14 protein-coding genes are annotated in these 17,682 nt (G+C 68.6%); 10 read left to right on the top strand and 4 right to left on the bottom strand.

Annotated elements, in window-relative coordinates:
- The first annotated feature begins 80 nt into the window (after positions 1-80).
- From ACFYY8_RS13090 to ACFYY8_RS13080, 3 genes are all read left to right on the top strand, one after another.
- Entirely contained in the window at positions 81-434 is a 354-nt protein-coding gene (locus tag ACFYY8_RS13090) for a hypothetical protein (RefSeq protein ID WP_390040981.1), read from the top strand.
- Positions 370-879: a DUF397 domain-containing protein gene (locus ACFYY8_RS13085; RefSeq protein ID WP_390040251.1), complete on the top strand. Its 510-nt coding sequence runs from the start codon at positions 370-372 to the stop codon at positions 877-879. Before ACFYY8_RS13090 ends, ACFYY8_RS13085 begins: the two co-directional genes overlap by 65 nt.
- A gap of 489 nt (positions 880-1,368) precedes the next feature.
- Entirely contained in the window at positions 1,369-1,584 is a 216-nt protein-coding gene (locus ACFYY8_RS13080; RefSeq protein WP_390040249.1) for a hypothetical protein, read from the top strand.
- A gap of 145 nt (positions 1,585-1,729) precedes the next feature.
- Here ACFYY8_RS13080 and ACFYY8_RS13075 read toward each other — a convergent pair whose 3' ends face one another.
- Positions 1,730-2,692, bottom strand: a complete 963-nt coding sequence (locus tag ACFYY8_RS13075) for an alpha/beta fold hydrolase (RefSeq protein WP_390040247.1) — start codon at positions 2,690-2,692, stop codon at positions 1,730-1,732.
- A gap of 259 nt (positions 2,693-2,951) precedes the next feature.
- On the opposite strand from ACFYY8_RS13075, the gene ACFYY8_RS13070 reads away from it, so the two are divergent.
- Positions 2,952-7,331, top strand: a complete 4,380-nt coding sequence (locus ACFYY8_RS13070; protein ID WP_390040245.1) for a hypothetical protein — start codon at positions 2,952-2,954, stop codon at positions 7,329-7,331.
- Between the two features lie 189 nt (positions 7,332-7,520).
- Here ACFYY8_RS13070 and ACFYY8_RS13065 read toward each other — a convergent pair whose 3' ends face one another.
- A complete protein-coding gene (locus tag ACFYY8_RS13065; RefSeq protein WP_390040243.1) occupies positions 7,521-8,606 on the bottom strand; it encodes a hypothetical protein in 1,086 nt (361 codons plus the stop codon).
- 676 nt (positions 8,607-9,282) lie between these two features.
- Between ACFYY8_RS13065 and ACFYY8_RS13060 the strand changes: the two genes are divergently transcribed.
- Positions 9,283-11,388 carry a HelD family protein gene (locus ACFYY8_RS13060; RefSeq protein WP_390040241.1) on the top strand — a complete coding sequence of 702 codons (2,106 nt, stop codon included), beginning with the start codon at positions 9,283-9,285 and terminating at the stop codon, positions 11,386-11,388.
- Positions 11,389-12,145: 757 nt separating this feature from the next.
- Positions 12,146-12,391 (top strand): hypothetical protein, encoded by a 246-nt coding sequence (locus ACFYY8_RS13055; RefSeq protein ID WP_390040239.1) that lies wholly within the window; start codon positions 12,146-12,148, stop codon positions 12,389-12,391.
- A gap of 202 nt (positions 12,392-12,593) precedes the next feature.
- Here ACFYY8_RS13055 and ACFYY8_RS13050 read toward each other — a convergent pair whose 3' ends face one another.
- Positions 12,594-12,725, bottom strand: coding sequence for a hypothetical protein (locus tag ACFYY8_RS13050; RefSeq protein WP_390040238.1), 132 nt, complete (start codon positions 12,723-12,725; stop codon positions 12,594-12,596).
- Positions 12,726-12,837: 112 nt separating this feature from the next.
- Between ACFYY8_RS13050 and ACFYY8_RS13045 the strand changes: the two genes are divergently transcribed.
- A complete protein-coding gene (locus tag ACFYY8_RS13045; protein WP_390040236.1) occupies positions 12,838-13,410 on the top strand; it encodes a TetR/AcrR family transcriptional regulator in 573 nt (190 codons plus the stop codon).
- 27 nt (positions 13,411-13,437) lie between these two features.
- The gene (locus tag ACFYY8_RS13040) at positions 13,438-14,748 is read left to right on the top strand and encodes an FAD-dependent oxidoreductase (protein ID WP_390040234.1); all 1,311 of its coding nucleotides are present in this window, start codon (positions 13,438-13,440) and stop codon (positions 14,746-14,748) included.
- Between the two features lie 208 nt (positions 14,749-14,956).
- On the opposite strand, the gene ACFYY8_RS13035 is transcribed toward ACFYY8_RS13040, so the two are convergent.
- Positions 14,957-15,901 carry an alpha/beta fold hydrolase gene (locus tag ACFYY8_RS13035; RefSeq protein ID WP_390040232.1) on the bottom strand — a complete coding sequence of 315 codons (945 nt, stop codon included), beginning with the start codon at positions 15,899-15,901 and terminating at the stop codon, positions 14,957-14,959.
- A gap of 157 nt (positions 15,902-16,058) precedes the next feature.
- Here ACFYY8_RS13035 and ACFYY8_RS13030 point away from each other — a divergent pair, with 157 nt between their 5' ends.
- Both ACFYY8_RS13030 and ACFYY8_RS13025 read left to right on the top strand, forming a co-directional pair.
- Positions 16,059-17,006, top strand: a complete 948-nt coding sequence (locus ACFYY8_RS13030) for a helix-turn-helix transcriptional regulator (RefSeq protein WP_390040230.1) — start codon at positions 16,059-16,061, stop codon at positions 17,004-17,006.
- Between the two features lie 198 nt (positions 17,007-17,204).
- On the top strand, positions 17,205-17,621 hold the full coding sequence (locus ACFYY8_RS13025; protein WP_390040228.1) for a ribonuclease domain-containing protein: 417 nt from the start codon (positions 17,205-17,207) through the stop codon (positions 17,619-17,621).
- Positions 17,622-17,682 lie beyond the last annotated feature (61 nt).

Here is a 17,682-nt window from a genome sequence, read left to right as displayed (position 1 = left end):
CGCAGGCAAAGATCTTGGGCTGTACGTCCATGACGGGCGGGCGTTAGCCTCTGCGTATGTCTGGGAGTCGGCTTGGTCGGTTGAGTCTCCGCGCTGATGCGCTCTACTGCCTGCTCGTCGGGGTGGTGATCGCTTCGACCGCGCCCCTGACCGCGCCTGCGGTGAGGCTGCCGGCACTTGTCGTCGGCGGCATCGGTGTGGCCGTCGTGCTGTGGTCCGGTGTCGTGTGGCGGCTCAGTCTCCGTCCTTCGATGGGGAGCCTTCGCCTGGTACTTCTGGCGAACCTACTTGCGGCATGCGTGCTCGCCGTCGCGTCTGCGACGGCGGCGAGTGTGCTTGTCCTGCTCACTCTTGCAACGGTCGCGGCAGATGTCGCCGGTTTCGCAGGCAGTCAGGTCGTTGCACTCAAACGACTGGCCCACGAACCGTCCTGACGAGTCGGCATGTCCGCCGCCAGGTGCTGATCGTTCCAAGGCCCTCTGCCGAACATTCCTCGCAAGCACCTGCCCTCCATCCGGCCCTTATGCGGGGAGGCGGACGTCGCAGGGGATCGCGAATCCACAGGTCTTGGCAGTTTCTCGTTCACAACATTCCCCAACCGAATCGACGCCTTCGATGCCCCACCTTTCGGCCTCGTTGCGCCCGTACGGCATCGAGAGGTTGCATGGGCGGCGACCGGCTCTCACAGTGAGGACCAAGACCGCCTGTCCGAAGGCGAGGAACCCCATGTCCCCCGACCTGTCCAGCGCCGAGTTCCACAAGAGCAGCCTCAGCGGAGCCAACGGGCAATGCGTAGAGGTCGCCACCGGCCTCCCCGGCCTGGTGGCCGTCCGCGACAGCAAGAACCCCTCAGCGCCTCCGAATGGAACGCCTTCATAGGCGACATAAAACTCGGAACGTTCGACTACTGACCGGCGAACCCGTCATCATGGACAGAGCCCCACAGCCCGGGGCCGTACCCAAAGATGATCAACACTCTGACCTGCACTTCTGCATTACCGCCGGACTGCCGCAGAAACAGCCCACCCACCCCTGCGCAACCCACCTGACCTGGGAATTCACCCTCAGATCTCTCATTACCCTGAAGGGTTCGCAACCGGCGACGGCGTCGAGCGCCATTTCGTAGAAGGCCGTTCCTCATCACCCTGAAGGGTTCGCAACTCGACGCGCCCATCGCCTTCAGGTAGACGTCGCGTTCTTCACCGCCCTGAAAGTCTCCGGCCGAATCGGGGCTCTCGATGCCCGGCCGTCCCTCGGTCTCGTTGTGTCCGTACGGCGCCGAGAGGTCGGACCGGCTCTCACGGTGAGGTCCAAGGCCGTGCGTCCGAAGGCGTGGAACCCCGCGAAGGGGGACGGCGTTAACTGATCATGACGAGCGATGAGAAGCCGGCCGGTCGATTCCAGCGCCTGCCTGAGCGGCCTGACCCTGCGACCTGGGTGCCGGGCAAGGATGAGGATCCGTTGCCGCAGGTGATCGCCGAACCCGGAAACCCAGGCGACGCGACCCTGCAGTGGGTGGCACCCGAGCTGTACGCGGCACAGCAGATCAGCGATGCGATCGTCCGTCGTCGCTCCCACGACTGACCAACGAGGTGCCGCCGACCAGGCTCAGGGCCGCGGACGCGATCGACCTCTCCCGGGCTCCGCATGTTCGAGCGGGTCGACGAGCGCGCGGGCACCTCAGCGACATCGCCCGCGCTCCGCCATACCGCGGCCTATCCATCAGGGGTCACAGGTTGTCGGCGGCCGTTGCCGTGAAGCACAGCAGCAGTTCGCTGGTCGTCTCGGGCGCTTCCATCATGGGGAGATGCCCGACGCCGGGCAGCAGCTCGACCCGTACGTCCGGCACCGCGTCGTACCGGTGCGCCGAGGACGGTTCCCAGCGGGGGTCCGCAGCACCGAAGATCACCTGTACGGAGATCCCGAGGGCGGCCAGACGCTCGGGCACGCTCCGTTCGGCGATGTAGGCGGTGTTCTGGCGCAGCACCGTCCTCATCACGCGGTAAGTGATGCCCCGTACGTCGGCGACCACGTCGTCCGGGAGGTCCACCGGGCGAACGGCCATCGCGCTGATCCCCTTGCGGATCATCGCGTCCGAACGCCTCGGCCAAATGAGCGGGCCCAACGGCGGGGCCAGCAGCACCCGAAGAATGAACGGCTGCCGAAGGAGCGCATCCGGACTCGGGCCGCTACTGATCAACGAAAGCGAACCCACGAGGTCGGGACGTTGCTCGGCGAGCGCGGTGGCGACGTAGCCGCCGCTGGAGTGCCCGACCACGGCGACATGACGAAGCTCATGGTCGTCCAGCAGCGCCGCCACCTGACCCGCCTGCGCGGGCACGTCATACGACGGCGCGGGCGGGGACTGGCCGCAACCCGGCAGGTCGACCCGGATGACGTGATGGTGACCGGCCAGTGCCGGGACCACCGGACCCCAGAAACCGCCCGAGGCCCCCGACCCGTGGATGAGCAGCAACGGCGGTGCCTGCCGCGGGCCGTCATGGACCACGTGCATCCCATGCGAGTGCTCAATGTCGTATTCCCTCATAGGGAGACTGTGCACGGGCGGCCGACCGCCGGTCTTGGACAAATGTTCCCGCAGAGTCGAAACCCGGGCAATCAGGCGGGTTCCGGCCAGGATCGGGGTGACGTAGTAGCCGAACCGGCGTTTGGCGGGCGGTTTGCCGAACACGGATGGTTCGGTGCCAAGGCGGACAGCGGTTGACGAGCATGACCCGCGGATCGCCTTTCCGCACCCCACCACAGCAGGCCAGCCGCCAGGTGAGCTCGTCCGTTCGAAGTCCTACACAGAAGATTGTCACCGGTGACGGCGCTCACCGTGGTGCGGCCGGGGCGATCGTCGGCGATGGCGTTGTTGGTCGTGTCGTCTGATCGGCGGATGATCCGTGATTGCGTGGATTTTTCGGCCTTGGGCGGGTGATAGTGGCGGCGTGAGCGCTGAGAGGCACCACGAGCGGGAGACCCAGTCGGAGCTGATGCGGGCCGGAATCCGGGCCCGGATGGGGAGGATGGCACACACCACCGTCTCGGGGGCACGTCGTTGGTCGCCTCCGGTGCTGCTGGCGGTGCTGTCGGTGGGGGCGTTCGGGGCGTTCCTGGACCCAGGCGACGCCACGGCCGGGGCGGCGGTGCTCGGGGCGGCCACCGCTGTCGGCGGCAACGTGCTGACCGACCTCGTCAAGGCCGCCGTCACCCGCCTCGGTGGAAACCACGGCGACGGCCCTGGCGGTGGTGAGCCGTCGCCGCAGGACCTGGAAGCCGAACTGGAGTGGAGCATCCAACAGGTCCTGGAGAGCGGTGGCGCCCAAGCCGAGGAGCTGCGGATGGAACTCGCGCGCCTGCTGGGAGAGGTCGGTGCGGTCGGGGCCGCGATCGAGGCGACGATCCAGGCCGGGGACCGTGACCTGCAGGAGCACCTGACACGTGGGCTGGCCGGTCTGGGCCGGGAGTTCACCGAGTTCGCCTTCGTCCTGACCGACGTCACCAGCCAGTTGCGGACGTTGCGGGACGGCCAGGACGAGCAGGGGTCGCGGCTCGGTCTGGTGGTGGACCTGCAGTACCGGCAGGCGACCGACACCCGGCTGCTGCTGCAACTGGTGTCGGACCTGTCCCAGCGCGAACGCCCGAACGGCGTGTCCGGGGACGGCCGGGTACGGTGGGCGGACCGGAGCCCGTACCGGGGGCTGGTGCCCTTCGGAGAGGCCGACGCTGAGGTGTTCCACGGCCGGGAGATGCTCACCGCGCGACTGGTCACCCACCTGTCACGGCGACTGGCCGTACCGGGCCTGGTGGTGGTGACCGGTGCGTCGGGGGCGGGTAAGTCCTCGCTGCTGCGGGCCGGACTGCTTCCGGCGATCGGCCGGGGCGAGCTGACGGCGGCGGCCCGGGACTGGCCGGTGCGGGTCATCGAACCGACCGGCTCCCCGCTGGCCCGCTTGGCGGGCGCCCTGGCCGGGCTGGCCGGACTGCCCGCACCCGATGTGGCGCGCGTCCTGTCCGACGATCCCGGGCAGGCGCCGCCGCTGGTGCGTCAAGCCGTTGAGGTTGATGCCCGTCGCCGTACCCTCCCCTCCGCGGTTGCTGCCGAGGGCAGGTTGGTGCTGGTCGTCGATCAGCTCGAGGAGATCTTCACCCTCGCCCCCGGCACCGGCGAGCAGGCCGTGGCCGAGCGGGAGGCGTTCATCACCGCGCTGCACACGGCCGCGACCGTCCCATGCGGGCCGGACGGTGATGCGGCGGCGCTGGTGGTGGTCGCGGTGCGCGGCGACTTCGTCGACCGGTGCGCCGCCCACCCGCACCTGGCCGCCGCGCTGCAGGACGGAGTGTTCATCGTCGGCCCGATGGAGGAGGCGGACCTGCGGCGGGCGATCACCGGCCCCGCCGACGCCGCCGCTCTGACCATCGAACCGGGCCTGACCGACACCATCCTCAGCGAGCTGCGCGTCCCGGGCGGCGGGTATGAAGCCGGGGCGTTGCCGCTGCTGTCGCAGACCATGCTGACCGTCTGGGAACACCGCGACGGCGACCGGCTCACCAGCCGGGGATACGGCCGCACCGGTGGGGTGACCCACGCGGTGGCCACCAGCGCCGAAACCGCCTACACCGGCCTGGCCCCGGACCGGCAGGAGACAGCGCGGCGGGTGTTCGAACGGTTGACCGCCGTCACCGGCGACGGCACCCTGGCCCGCCGCACCGTCGAACGCACCGCCCTGCACACCGGCCGTCCCGTGACCGAGCGTGCCGCGGTCGAGGAGGTGCTGGAGGCCTTCGCCCGGCAGCGGCTCGTCGTCGTTGATGTCGATCGGGTGCAGATCGCCCACGACGTGCTACTGGACTCCTGGCCGCGATTACGCGCCTGGCTGGCCGACGAGCACGCCGACCGCGTCCTGCACACCGAGATCCTGCAAGACGCCACCGACTGGGACCAGCACGACCGGGACACCTCGTTCCTGTATCGCGGGGTCCGCCTGCAGGTCGCCGATGAGGCCGTCGTCCGCTGGCGAGCCGACCCGGGCCGCTATGCCGCCTTCGACCTGCCCGATCTAGGCGATGAATTCCTTCACGCCGGCGCCCACGCCGCCACCCGGACCCAGCGTCGCCGACAGGTCATGCTGATGGCGCTGGCCGGGCTGCTGATAGTCGCGATCATCACCGCGGTGGCCGCGGTGCGCTTCGGCCAAGACGCCAACCTGCAACGCGCCGAGGCCGACCGTCAACGCGTCTTCGCCCTGGAGCGCAGCACCCAGGCCTTGTCCCGAGAGGTGGCCGCCTACAGCCAAGCCCTGTCCGACGACCCGGCGACATCGGCGCGACTCGCCATCGCGGCGCAGGCCATCGCCGATACCGGTGAGGCACGGGTGAGCCTGGCCGCGCTCCTCAACAGACCCGCACGTGCTGTCCTGGCCGGACACACCGATGTGGTGAGGTCGGTGGCGTTCAGCCCGGACGGCACCCTCCTGGCCAGCGCCGGAATGGACGGTACGGTGCGATTGTGGGATCCGGCCACCGGCAAACAGATCGGCGCGCCCCTCACCGGATACACCGACGCGGTGAACTCGGTGGCATTCAGCCGGGACGGCACCCTCCTGGCCAGCGCCAGCGTGGACGGTACGGTGCGATTGTGGGATCCGGCCACCGGTAAACAGGCCCGCCCACCCCTCACCGGACACACCGACGCGGTGAACTCGGTGACGTTCAGCCCAGACGGCACGCGCCTGGCGACCGCCGGAACCGACCAGACGGTGCGGCTCTGGGATCCGGCCACCGGCAAACAGATCGGCGCACCCCTCACCGGACACACCGACGCGGTGAACTCGGTGACATTCAGCCCAGACGGCACCCTCCTGGCCAGCGCCGGAATGGACGGTACGGTGCGATTGTGGGATCCGGCCACCGGCAAACAGGCCCGCCCACCCCTCACCGGACACACCGACACGGTGAACTCGGTGACGTTCAGCCCAGACGGCACGCGCCTGGCGACCGCCGGAACCGACCAGACGGTGCGGCTCTGGGACACGGTTACCGGTGAGCAGATCGGCGCACCCCTCAAACACACCAATGTGGTGTACTCGGTGGCGTTCAGCCGGGACGGTACTCGCCTGGCCGGTACCGGAGCCGATCAGATGGTGCGGCTGTGGGATCCGGTCATCGGTAAGCAGGTTGGTGCGCCCCTCGCCGGACACACCGGCCGGGTGTACTCGGTGGCGTTCAGTCCAGACGGCACGCGCCTGGCCAGCACCGGAGATGACCGGATGGTGCGGTTATGGGATCCGACCACCGGTAAACAGGTCGGCGCGCCCCTCACCAGACACACCAACGCGTTGCCTTCCGTGGCGTTCAGTCCAGACGGCACTCGCCTGGCCAGCACCGGAGCCGACCGGACGGTGCAGCTGTGGAATCCGGCCACCGGTAAACAGGCCCGCCCGCCCCTCACCGGACACACCGACGAGGTGTACTCGGTGGCGTTCAGCTGGAACGGTACTCGCCTGGCCAGCGCCGGCGTAGACGAAACGGTGCGGCTCTGGGATCCGGTCACCGGCGAGCAGATCGGCGCGCCCCTCACCGGACACACCAGTGTGGTGCTCTCGGTGGCGTTCAGCCGGGACGGTACGCGCCTGGCCAGCGCCGGCATGGACGAAACGGTGCGATTGTGGGATCCGGCCACCGGTAAACAGGTCGGCGCGCCGCTCACCGGACACACCGACGCGGTGAGCTCGGTGACGTTCAGCCCGGACGGCACGCGCCTGGCCACCGCCGGATACGACCGGATGGTGCGGTTATGGGATCCGACCACCGGGAAGCAGGTGGGCGCGCCCCTCACCGGACACATCGGCCGGGTGTACTCGGTGGCGTTCAGTCCGGACGGTACTCGCCTGGCCACCGCCGGAGCCGACCAGACGGTGCGATTGTGGGATCCGGCCACCGGCGAACAGATCGGCGCGCCCCTCACCGGACACACCAGTGCGGTGGGCTCGGTGGCGTTCAGTCCGGACGGTACTCGCCTGGCCAGTACCGGAATGGACGAAACGGTGCGGCTCTGGGACACATTCACCGGCGAACAGATCGGAGCGCCCCTCATCGGGCACAGCGGCCCCATATCGTCGGTGGCGTTCGGTCCGGACGGCACGCGCCTGGCCAGCACCGGAGCCGACCAGACGGTGCGGCTCTGGAACGTTGGATTGCCATACGATCTTCACGGTCTTCTGCGAGCAGCGTGTGACATCGCGGTTCAGCCGCTCACCCGCGAGGAGTGGCGGCGATACATTCCCGGCGAGCCGTACCACCAGCCCAACTGCCCGGCCGTTCGATAAGGTCAGGCGCTTTCTCCGCCGTGCTCCGCATGGAGCCCCGGAACCGTCACAGCGGAGCGAGGCGGCCGGGGCGTCGGAGCGGCCCAGCTGTCAGATGATGCCGAGCCGCTCCAGGGCGGCGAACCGGTGCGTGCCTCGGCCGGCCGCTTGTGTTTCACGCGAGGTCAGCCACGGTGGCGTTAGGTGTGGCTATGCCTTGTCGGTGTAGCTGTCTTGGTACGGGGTGGGGTCGACGACCTCGAAAGGTATCAGGAGGTGTTGCCCGTCGGCTCGGTAGATACGGTACTGGTCGTGGCGGAGCCAGGTGCCGATCGCCTCGTCGCCTCCGACGGGCGCTATCTGCTTGGACTCCTTGTAGGTGCCGGTCCAGCTGGTCTCCGTCGCCTTGACGCATCGGACGTCGAGCCCTTTCGACACGGTGGTGCTGATGCCCGCGCTGACGCCTTCGAAGGCGAAGCCGGCCTCGGCGGTGACGCTCATGTTGAGCGTTCTGTCGATCTCCGTGCTCTCGGTCTTGGTCACGCCGACGGTGGTGCTCCACTCGCGTGACTCGGTGGTGTGGTTGGCGTACACCTGGAACTTCTCCAGGTGCCAGCGCGAATGCCGGTCGATGACGTAGTAGGGGGTGTTGAACGCCTGCCAATCGGCGTTGTGGGTGCCGTCGCGTTCGACGAGGAACCAGGGGACGACCGTCTTGCCGGTCAGAGGGCCCTCTTTGGGATCGGTGGGGTAATCGTCGGCGGGCTTGTCCAACGACGTCAGCTTCGGCGGTGACGGAATCGCGCCCGTGATGGATTTGGCCTCCTCCCACGCCTTGACGACGGCGTCGTAGGTCCCTGTTTCCTCCAGGGCGAACACGTCGTCGACCGCCTGTTCACGGCTGCCCGCACGGAGCAGGGTGAAGTCCGGGTTCCTGACCCAGGAGTGCAGGTAGGTGTCGGTGTCGGGATGGCGGAACAGGAAGTTGTCGCCCACGGCTTCCAGCGCGAAGATCGCCTTCTTCTCGTCCTGCACGGTGTTCTCCGTCTGGCCCCCGCTCTCCGGTTTGACGGGTGAGAGCGAGGTGAACAGGGACTCCCCATTCACGGTCTTCAGGCATTCCAGGTGGGGGCTGCCCCAGATGAGCACCATGAAGTAGTCCGGGTCGGCGCTCGTCGGGTAGAAAACGTACTCGTAGGCCTGCCCCTTGGCGAGCTGAGCGTGCGCCAGGTATCTCCCGCTCTTCACATGCTTGATCTTGTACCGCTTGCCGACGGCCGGACCGGTGAATGCCATGCTCCGTTGCCTTCCCCATGTTCCGATTGTGTGATCGAGTAACCACTCTGCGTGTTCGATGCTATCCGGGCCCCACTCATGGGCCCCTGCACTCGGATCCGCGCCATGAGACAGGCCCCCACCACGAATGACCACCGGCTGACAAACGGTGTGGTCGTCGGGCCGCAGGTCCCAGATGCTGACGATGCCGAGGCCCACTGAGGTTTTCCTCCGCGCGGGCGCGTCATCTTGCGGTGACGGATCGCACGCGCGGGTGGGTGTGTCGCGTGCCGGAAGAAGGCGGGGTGGCGTATCCCTCATCAACGGCGTCGCCGTGGACGGGGCCTTCCTGACGCGGTAGCCGAACCGGTGCGAACCCAGGCTCACTCCTACGGGAGTGAGCACCGATGCCTCGCCGGTGCGTCTACGGGGAGGCTGGGTGCAGTCGGAACATTCGACGTCCGACCGGCGTCGGCCATCGGTGGTTGACGGCGGCACAGTGACGCGTCGCCCGGCTCGTTCGTCGGGAGGTGCGCCGTCGCGAGCGGTTGCGCGACAAGCGCGTTCATGCCTTGGCCCGGCGTCGCGCGTTCCTTCGTAAAGGCTGGTCAGAAGGCCAAATTCTGCCGGGAAAGTCAAATTTGTCTTTGACGAAATCGCCCTCCAAGATGGACGCCCGACGAGGGGAGCACCGGTGGTGGACACGGTCGCCGGCAAGGTGGGACAGATCGCGGACGAGCAGCGTTCGATCGAGGTGATGTACGCGCGTCTTGATGCGGAGGAGGCCGAGAGCATCGCGGCGCGGGAGAAGGTGATGGCCGCTCCGGTCGAGGGCCCGGAAGGTCATCAGGCGAGAGACGCGGAAGTCTCACGGTTGGCCGGAGTCATCGGTCGGCTCCGGTTGGCTGAGCGGTCTCTGTGCTTCGGGCGCATCGACGGTTCCGAAGGCGGCGCGTCCTTGCATGTCGGCCGCATCGGACTGCGTTCCGAGTCGGGCGAGATACTGCTGGTGGACTGGCGGGCCGAGGCCGCGCGGCCCTTCTACGCGGCCACGATGGCCTCACCGCTGGGGTTGCGTCGTCGTCGTCACCTGCGCATCGAGGATCGCAGGGTCGTCGACGTCACCGATGAGATCCTCGACGGGACCGACCCGACCGCCGCGGACGTCGTCGGCGACGGCCCTCTCGTTTCGGCGTTGAGCGGGGCGCGGACGGGGCGTATGCGCGAGGCCGCCTCGACCCTGCAGCGGGAGCAGGACGAGATCGTCAGGTCCGAGCATCGCGGGATCACGGTCGTCGACGGCGGCCCCGGAACGGGCAAGACCATCGTCGCCCTGCATCGGGCGGCGTACGTGCTGTACGCGTTCCCCGCGATCACGGAGCGCGGCGTGCTCGTCTTCGGCCCGAACAGACGCTTCCTGGCCTACATCTCCAACGTGCTGCCATCGCTCGGTGAGAACGACGTCGAGCTGGCCACGGCGCCTGATCTCGTGGGGGTCGAGGCGACGAGAACCGAGCCGGAGGCGATCGCCCGCGTCAAAGGACGCGCGCACTTCGCCGAGGCGCTCGCGCGGCGGGTCCGGGCCCGGGAACCGTACGGCGTGCCCCTGTCGCTCACCACAGCGCACGGCAGCGTCACCCTGGACTCCACACGCGTCGATGCCGCCCGACGCGGCGCCCTGCAGGGCGGTATCGGTCACAACCGCGCGAGGGAACTGTTCCTTGAGCACATCGTCGACGAACTCGTGAACGAACTGGAGCAGCAGACCGCGAAAGAGATCACGGACTTCGAGGCCGAGCTCAAGGAATTCAGCGGCATCGACCTCGATCGCATGTTCGCGCACCGTCCGGGAGATCCCGAACCGGAGGAAGACGGGCTCGACATCGATTGGGACCGAATCCGGGACGACCTCCTCGGCGACACCGGCATCGACCGGATGGTCGACACGGTCTGGCCTCGCCTTCGCGCGGAGGACATCCTGCGTGGCCTGCTCTCCGATCCCGGTGCGCTCGCTCACGCGTTCGCCGAGCTTGCCGAAGAACACATCGACTCGATCGTCGAGGGAGTCAGAGCGGGGTGGAGCAGCGCGGATCTCCCGTTGCTGGACGAAGCGCAGGCGCTCGTCGACGGGCCCCCAGAAAGGGTCTACGGGCACATCGTCGTCGATGAGGCGCAGCAGCTCTCCGAGATGCAGTGGCGGATGCTCATGCGTCGCTGCCCGAACCGTTCGATGACCATCGTGGGCGACCTCGCTCAGACAGGGTCGACGACCACCGTCACGAGTTGGGAGGACGCGCTGGAGCCGTTCGTCGCGGACCGGTACGTCCACCACACGCTCACGGTCAACTACCGCACGACCGCCGAGATCCTGGAAGCGACCGGGCCCCTGCTCGCCCGAATCGCCCCCGCGCAGCGCCTCTCCCGCTCCATCCGCCACGGCGAACCCCCGGCCTCCGTCACGGTCGCCGAGGCCGACGTCGACACCGGCGTCGTCGACCTCCTCGCCCGACTTCGGGAGGAGCACCCCGAAGAACTCGTCGGCGTCGTCGTCGCGTCCCGGCGCGCGATGGAGATCGAACCCGGATCCCTCGGAGGCGACGCCACGGTCGTGGCCGCGCCCGACGCGCGGGGCCTGGAGTTCGACACGGTGATCATCGTCGGCCCGGACGAGATCGAGGGGGCGAGCGAGGCCGGCCTCCGAGACCTCTACGTAGCGCAGACCCGGGCGACCAAACGCCTCATCACGCTCACGATCGATCGCGTCGGCACCCCTGGGCACCCCACGGGTCCCTCATCGCCCTGAAGGGTTCGCGACTCCAGGACTCGGCCTCTGGGGAGGACCGGATTCCGGCGCCGACACCGACCGGCTCGCCGGTCGTTCCGGGCGCCGGGGCGGGCTGAGGAACGAGGGCGGACCGCCGCCGACGAGTGGCCGATCGGCCTGTGGGTGTCGCCAGGTCCTCGGCGCGCCGGGGACAGCGCGGCCGACACGCGCCTTCGCCGCCTTTGCCAAGGGCCTGCTCGGGAAACCCGTCTCCTGAGCAGGTTTACCGATCATTGGACGGAAGTTTGATCATGTGAACGTCTGCGGCGCCCGAGGTCGCGGGTATCTGGGCTCCGAACACACGAGGAGCACCATGATCTTCCGCATTCGATCCGTCCCCGCCTGTTCCGTGCTGGCGGCGGGCGCCTTGCTGCTCGGCGGAGCCGGGGCCGTCTCGGTCCAGACCCCCGTCTCCGCTCAGACTGCTTCGACGATGGCCGGGGCCACCGATTCGCCGAGTTGCTGCGGCCACCACCGCTGCAGGAAGTGCCCACCCGGCCGTCCTGGCCTGCCCGGCCTGCCAGGGCCGGAAGGCCCACCCGGCCCACAAGGTACGGAAGGCCCGGAAGGTCCAGTCGGCCCACAGGGACCACAGGGACCACAGGGTACTGAAGGCCCAGCCGGACCGCCCGGACCGCAAGGACCACAGGGCACTGAAGGCCCACCCGGACCACAGGGCCCGGAAGGCCCGGAAGGCCCGCAGGGGCCGGCGGGCGAGCCCGGCCGGGACGGTGTCTTGGGCTGGGAGATCGTGCAGGAGGAGTTCACGAATCCGCCGTTCTCATCCACGCCCCAGAGTGCCGTGTGCAGCCCGGGCAAGCGGGTGCTGAGCGGCGGGTACACCATGCCCAACGGGATCTCGGCCAGCGCCTCCCGCCCGGCGGGAACCAACGGCTGGGAGGTGGTTCCGCCCGGCAACTACGGCTTCGCGCTCGACTTCACCGTCTACGCGATCTGCGCCTTCGCGGACCTGAACGTCTAGCTCGCGGGGAGCGGCGTCGGAGAGGTGAGGCAACGGCCGCGCGGACCCGCTCCCTGGTTTCCGTAGGCCCGCATCCGACCAGATGATCGATTCCAAGGTCAGTGAGCGGAGCGGCCGATCTCGCCGATCGTGTCGAAGGCCGCCTCGACCTTGGCCGGATCGCTCTTCAGCGCCACCGGGCCCGCCTCGGCCCGCACGACCATCAGCCCGACGGAGTGGGTGCGATGTCGTGCACGTCGCGCGCGATGCGGGTACCCTCCTCGGCCGCGGCGGCCTCGCGCTCGCCGACCTGGCCGTTCCCGCATTCCGTCGTGTGGTCAGGGCGTTTCCCCATGGCGCCAGTGGTGGCAGACCGTTCGCCACGGCGGGGCGTCGTGCGGCTTGACACCCCGCCGACGCCTTTGATACTAATCCACCAAGTGGTTGGTGGATTAAAGAGGGCGAGCATGGCGACGACGCGACGAGGTAGACCGCCGGGGGGTCCGGAGCGTTGGAACGCGCTGGTGCAGGCGGCGTATCGATGTCTGGCCGAAGGCGGGTTCGAGCGGTTGCGGATGCGGGACGTGGCCGCCCAGGTGGGCATCGACCACTCGTCGATCCACCACCACTTCCCCACCAAGCAGGATCTGGTGATAGCGGTCGTGGACCACACCACCCGGCAGTTCTGGTCGACCACACCGCCGGACGGAAGCTCCGTCGAGCGTCTGCGGGGCCACCTGGCCGCGCTCCGCCAGAAGATCGTCGACCAGCCCGAGCTCCACATCGTCCTGCGCGAGCTGGATCTGCGGGCCCGGCGCGACCCCGAGCTGCGGGAGATCATCGCCGGCAGGGAGGAGGGCTGGCGGAACTCCCTGCGCGCTCTGCTGACCGACGCCGCCGCTGCCGGAGCGCTGGCCCCGGGTGTCGATCCGGCGACGGGAGCGGAGCTGGTCATCGCCACCGTCAAGGGAGCGAGCCTGACCTCCGACCGCGCCGACGACGTCCTCGAACTTCTCGAACGGCTACTGATCCGCACCTGACTCGGTTCGCTCTCAGGAGGAGCATCCATGTCCACACGTACGCTCCGGGTCGTCATCGTCGGCGGCGGCATCGGCGGCCTGTGCCTGGCGCAGGGCCTGCACGCCGCCGGGATCGACGTGGCGGTCTTCGAACGCGACGCCGCGCCCGACGCACGATTACAGGGATACCGGCTCAACATCGAACCGGTCGGCAGCCGGGCACTGCACGACTGCCTCCCTCCACACCTCTGGCAGATCCTGGTGGCCACCGCCGGTGATCCCGGACCCGGCATGGGGGTGTTCACCGAGCGGATGCGGCTGCTGATGCGGGAGGACGCCCCGCCCGCGGGGCTCGACCCGTCCGAGCAGACGCACGCGGTCAGCCGGATCACGTTGCGGCGACTGTTGCTCGCCGGTCTGGATGACATCGTCCGCTTCGGCAAGGAGTTCACCGGCTACCGGCAGAACCCCGACGGCACCGTCACCGCCCTTTTCGCCGACGGCACCTCGGCCACCGGCGACCTGCTGGTCGGCGCGGACGGCGCCAACTCGCGCGTACGGCGGCAGCTGTTGCCGCACGCGCGGCGGTCCTCCGTACCCGGCGTCGGAATCGGCGGCAAACTCCGGCTCGGCGACGGAGCGGCGTGGCTGCCCGAGGAGGTGGTCAGCACCAAGAACATGTTCCTGCCGAAGCGGGACTTCCTGTTCACGGCGGTGTTCCGCCGCCGGGAGACGGACGAGGCCGTCGTCGAGCGTGTCGGCGACCGGATGCGGGCCGTCGGCCTGGACCCGGATCTCCTCGTCCAGGACGCCGGGGACGACGACTACGTCATGTGGGCCTACGTCGCCCACCGGCGCGTGTCGCCCACGGACCCGCCCGGTACCCAGGAGCGCGAGCGCGGGCAACGGCTGCGCGAGTTGGTCGCGTCCCGCCTGACGGACTGGCATCCCGGCCTGCGCGAGCTGATCGCCCGGACGCCCGCGGACACCGTCGAGCGGTTCGACTTCGCCGCCGCCGAACGGGTGAGGCCCTGGACGACCACGAACGTGACCGTGCTGGGCGACGCCGTCCACTCCATGCCGCCGGTCGGCGGTCTCGGCGGCAACGCCGCGCTGTACGACGCCAACGTGCTGCGCCGCGCGTTGGTCGCGGTCGACCGGGGCGAACTCGACCTGCTCCCCGCCCTCGCCGAGTACGAGCGCGCGATGTTGAGGAACGGCTTCGCCGCCGTGCGAGCCGCGACCATGTACCTGCGCCTGGCCACCCTGCCCAGCCGTACGGTCCGGACCGTCGCACGGACGTTCTTCCGGCTGTGCGGCGTACTCCCCCCGCTGCGCCGCGCGATCTTCTCGGACTGACCGTTCACCGGGCGTTCCAACCGACCGGTCGGTGTCCGGCCGCGGCACCGCCAACCGCGCGGCGGTCAGGTCGTGCCGCCCCGAGGTCCCCGGTCTCGTTCTTCCTGGTCGTCGAACGGCCTACCGGAGACCTCGCCTTCCGTCCATGGCCGGCACCTGCTTCTGCGGGCCGTCGGGTGACCGGCTCACAGCGCTCCTGGAACACGCGTCAGGTGGCGTCCCGCCGGCCCAGCCACTCCAGAATCACCTGGTTTGTTTCCTCCGGCTTCTCCTGCTGGATCCAGTGACCGCAATCCAGGCTGACCGTTTCCGCGTTGGGCACGAAATCCGTCAGCCTTTCAGACTTCGCGACCACGTCCCGGTCGCCGTAGATCATGAGTGTGGGCTGGTGGATGATCGGGTTCACGTCCGCCAGCAGGTGCCAGTTACGGTCAAGATTTCTGTACCAGTTCATACCGCCCGTGAACCCTGTCGACTCGAAGGCGGAGACGAAAACGGCCAGTTCGCCGTCGCTCATCACGGGCTCACCGAGTGGCTTCTCCGCTCTGGCGAGATCGATCAACGCCATCCCCGGCTGAGGCTCTCTGGGGGGCTCGTTCTTCCGGTAGACGTTGCGGAGGAACTGAAATGTGTTCTCTTCGAACACGGCGTCTGCGACACCCGGCCGCCGGTTGAAGTGGACGAAGTAGAAGTCGCCGCCGAACGCCTCTTCCATGGACTCGATCCAGGGTCTCTCTCCGCGCTCCAGGTAGGGCAGGCTCAGATTGATCACTTTGTTCACACGGTCCGGATGCAACAGGGTCAGTCCCCAGACGACGGCCGCCCCCCAATCATGACCGACGAAGGTGGCGTCTTCGTATCCATAGTGATCGAGAAGTGCGATGAGATCACCCGACAGGTGCGCGATGTCGTAGTCCGTCACTTCGGCCGGGCGGGACGAGTTTCCGTAACCCCGCTGGTTCGGGACGATGACGTGGTAGCCCGCCGCGGCGAGGGCGGGCACCTGATGGCGCCAGGAGAAAGCATGCTCCGGCCAGCCGTGACAGAGCACGATGGGTTTCCCCGCATTTTGTCGGCCTGCTTCGAAGACCTCAAGTTCCACACCGTTGACCGAAACAAGAGTGGGCTTGGGAAAATCGGCTGGATCGAACACTGCGTTTCCTCTTCGTCTTTTCGGAGTGATCAGGGGACGGAGGTGCCCGAAGAGCACCTCCGAAAGGCCGAGGGCCGATGCCGGTGAGGTTGTGTCTCCATCCTGCCGACCGAAACCGGTCACCTCATGACCGGTTTCCTGTGAAAGTGTTGTCGGCGTGCGAACCGACCGGCTGGTGGCCATCCTTCTCCTGCTGCAGCGGCGCGAGCAGGTGACGGCGGCGGAGGTCTCCCGAGAACTGGAGGTCTCCGAGCGCACCGCCCGCCGCGACCTCGACGCCCTGGCCATGGCCGGGGTTCCCGTGTACTCCATGCAGGGCCGAGGCGGCGGCTGGCGTCTCGTGGGCGGCGCCCGTACCGACCTGTCCGGACTGACCGCGGGTGAGGCCCGCGCCCTGTTCCTGGTCGCCGGCCAGGCCTCGGCCGCGACACCGGCTGTGAAAGCGGCCCTGCGCAAACTCGTCCACGCCCTGCCGGAGCCCTTCCGGGCGCAGGCCGAGGCGGCGGCGTCGTCGTTGGTCATGGACCCGCAACGATGGGGGTCGAGTCGGATCGAGCACCGACCACCTCGCTTCCTCGACGAACTCCAGGACGCGGTGATCCGCGGCGTCCAGGTGCGGCTCGGCTACGTCGACGGCAAAGGCGCCGAAACCGTGAGAACCGTCCACCCGCTGGGCATCGTCGCCAAAGGTCCGTCGTGGTACCTCGTCTCCGGCACCGAGGCCGGTCGGCGGACCTTCCGGATCGACCGTGTGTCGTCCGTCGACCCGACCGATGATCCCGTGCACCGACCTGAGGACTTCGACCTCGCCGAGAGCTGGCGCGAGATCGCCGACAAGATCGACCGCGGGCGAACGCCCCTCGAAATCCAGGCGGTATGCGTGCCCCATGGGATAGGCCTGCTCCGGATGGCGTTCGGCGATCGGCTCGAAGTGGGAGGTTCCACGCCCGACGGCCGCATCGAGGTCGTGATCCGCGGCTACGACGAGCACACGCTCGCCGGCGAGCTTTCCGGGCTGGTCGAATGGCTGGAGGTGACCGGCCCGCCAGGGGTGCGAGACCACCTGGCCTCGATCGGCAACGCGCTCGTCGAGCGATACGGCTGAGACCGGCACGCGCGCTGTTCGAGAACCCGCCGAACGACATCCTCTCGGTCACGATGCGCCGTCTCGTGTCATGCGATCAAACCGTCGTGGCCTTCGCGCCACTTCCGCGTATCTGGAACACGCCTGAACCATTACGGTAAGTAGTCGAATGCATCCATGAGGTGATGATGGTAGGGATGTCGCCTAGAAAGGCCCCCCATGCGTACTTCTCCTACCCGGCTCCTCGTGGCGTTGGCCGCCGCGATCACCCTGCTGACCGGCCTGACCGGGACGCTCTCCCCCGCCGCCGCGCACACCGCGCCCGCGACGGTCTACCCCGACTGCACCGTCCCCGGCTGCGCCGCCGCCCGCAACGCGAACATGATCTGGGGCACCCAACTGCACTACCCCGCCGCCCGTAGATGGTTCCCCTGGCCCAACGGCCAGTCGAACTTCAGCGGCGGCGTCTTCGGCAACCGCGAGCACCAGCTTCCGGCCGGGGGTGACTACGCCGAATACGACGTCTTCCCCCGCCACCAGGGCAGCCCCCGAGACGCCCACCGGATCGTCCTCGACCGCGACACCGGCACCGTCTGGTACTCCCCCGACCACTACAGGAACTTCTACCAGCTCTGATTCCGACCCTCCGGCGACAGCGCCACCGGCGTCGCGTCGCCGGATTCCGGTCGTTCCGCCG

It is taken from the genome of Streptosporangium sp. NPDC001559, assembly GCF_042893955.1.
GTDB lineage: Bacteria > Actinomycetota > Actinomycetes > Streptosporangiales > Streptosporangiaceae > Streptosporangium.
The sequence above is the reverse complement of the archived record's forward strand: the minus strand, read 5'-3'. Positions and strand labels throughout refer to the sequence as shown.

Coding starts and splice junctions, on each gene's coding strand:
- ACFYY8_RS13085 (WP_390040251.1), top strand. CDS start 370: ATGTCGCCGGTTTCGCAGGCAGTCAGGTCGTTGCACTCAAACGACTGG.
- ACFYY8_RS13080 (WP_390040249.1), top strand. CDS start 1,369: ATGACGAGCGATGAGAAGCCGGCCGGTCGATTCCAGCGCCTGCCTGAG.
- ACFYY8_RS13065 (WP_390040243.1), bottom strand. CDS start 8,606: ATGGCATTCACCGGTCCGGCCGTCGGCAAGCGGTACAAGATCAAGCAT.
- ACFYY8_RS13050 (WP_390040238.1), bottom strand. CDS start 12,725: ATGGGGAAACGCCCTGACCACACGACGGAATGCGGGAACGGCCAGGTC.
- ACFYY8_RS13045 (WP_390040236.1), top strand. CDS start 12,838: ATGGCGACGACGCGACGAGGTAGACCGCCGGGGGGTCCGGAGCGTTGG.
- ACFYY8_RS13040 (WP_390040234.1), top strand. CDS start 13,438: ATGTCCACACGTACGCTCCGGGTCGTCATCGTCGGCGGCGGCATCGGC.
- ACFYY8_RS13025 (WP_390040228.1), top strand. CDS start 17,205: ATGCGTACTTCTCCTACCCGGCTCCTCGTGGCGTTGGCCGCCGCGATC.